We start from the raw sequence: 1,526 nt of genomic DNA, 5'->3' as shown, positions 1-1,526 counted from the left end.
AAAAAAGCATGAGAAAAAAAAGGAAAAAGAAGCCTGCGGTCTAACTGTACTCAGTTGACCGTCAGGTTCGTTCACGAAACACGAACAGAATGTAATTGTTGACGGTATTGAGGCTAACCTTTGTTATGAACCCACTACTGAGACGCGCAACCGGAAAGCCCTGCGTCCAAATAATACAGCAGAATGGGAATTGAGAGTGGGCGTATATCAGGTTTTGTACAAAGTTGACAAGCAAGTTAAAATTGTCAGTAGAGATCGCATCGCTGGCAAGCATGAGAATATATACATATTTCAAGGAGAAGAGGAAGAACTATGATGAACTGGGATTATCGAGTATTTTTTGAGGATGGCGGGTACACAATTCGCACGGTGTATTATGACGATAAGGGTGCGATCGCAGCCTGCTCTGAAAAAGAAACCGCACCTTTTGGAGAATCAGTGGAAGAACTTCAAGAAGAATTAAACCAACTCCTTGCTGCTCTAAAAAAACCAGTTATTTCGGCTGACGATGTGCCACCTCCAAGCGATCGCCCGAAGGCAAAAAGAGGAAAATCATTGCAAGCAGTGCGGCAACAACTTGGCTTGCGATCGGAAATAACGAAAGAAAATTCCTTAGAAAATTCCTTGAGTTCAAACGATTAGCAAAGAACCGAGGTTATCGGTAAGAGTTCAAAACTACTGGCCGCTTATCTTGGCCGCTCATATGAATGATGACGATTTAAACGAATTAATAGATGCTTTCACCGCAGAATGCGAAGAGTTTCTCCAGTCAATGGAAACAAATCTGCTGGCGATGGAAGCTGCGGGTTTGAAAGAGCGACAAGCTGCAGTTAAAGAAATGTTTCGGGCCGCTCACTCGATTAAAGGTGCGGGTTCGATGTTGGGCTTTCAAAACGTATCGGCGGCGGCTCACACGCTGGAGGACTGTTTTGTCATTTTGCGCGATCGCACAGACTTGGCGGCCCTGGAACCGACTACTGTGAGTGTTTTGCTGCAGGGGGTGGATGCTCTCAAAAAGATTACGATCGAATCAGTTCAACACTCCGATATTACAACTCCGGATCAAACGGAAAACTTGGAGGCGATCGCCCAAATTTTCGCCCAGTTCCAGGCCAAGTACGGCAAGTCAGAACCGCCGCAAGTTCCCGCAGTCAGCCAATCGTCCGCCCCGGAAACGCTGAAACTGATTTTTGAACAGCAAGTGCCGGCACTCTTCAATCGCCTAGAAACCGAGCTTTCCCAAGCTTCCGAAGCAGATTTGGCAACAAGCGTCACCGCCCTCAACCAGGTTTACTACCAACTCTCCGGTTTGGCTGGAATGCTGCAATTGCCGGATTTTGGGAAAGTCGCCGCAGCCCTCAGAGATTTGATTGACTCTCCAGACTTGACTCTACAACGGTTGCAATCCGACGGTTGGGCGATCGCCCAAAACTTGCAAACCGCACGCCAACAAATATTGGAAGGAAGGGCGATCGACATCCCCGAAATCTCCCCCACTCCCACTCTCCCCCTCTCCCCCTCCCCCA

General features: G+C 48.0%; 2 protein-coding genes. Both read left to right on the top strand.

Going from position 1 to position 1,526, the window contains the following annotated elements; genetic code table 11:
• Positions 1–312 precede the first annotated feature (312 nt).
• Entirely contained in the window at positions 313–642 is a 330-nt protein-coding gene (locus tag QUA00_RS36645; RefSeq protein ID WP_333148424.1) for a hypothetical protein, read from the top strand.
• 61 nt (positions 643–703) lie between these two features.
• Positions 704–1,526, top strand: an 823-nt coding sequence (locus QUA00_RS36640; RefSeq protein ID WP_333413483.1) for an Hpt domain-containing protein, incomplete at its 3' end; no start/stop codon positions are given.

The organism is Microcoleus sp. T2B6, from assembly GCF_036700475.1.
Classification (GTDB): Bacteria; Cyanobacteriota; Cyanobacteriia; order Cyanobacteriales; family Microcoleaceae; genus Microcoleus.
Note: the sequence above shows the minus strand (reverse complement) of the source record. Positions and strands in the feature narration are given on the sequence as shown.

Coding starts and splice junctions, on each gene's coding strand:
- QUA00_RS36645 (WP_333148424.1), top strand. CDS start 313: ATGATGAACTGGGATTATCGAGTATTTTTTGAGGATGGCGGGTACACA.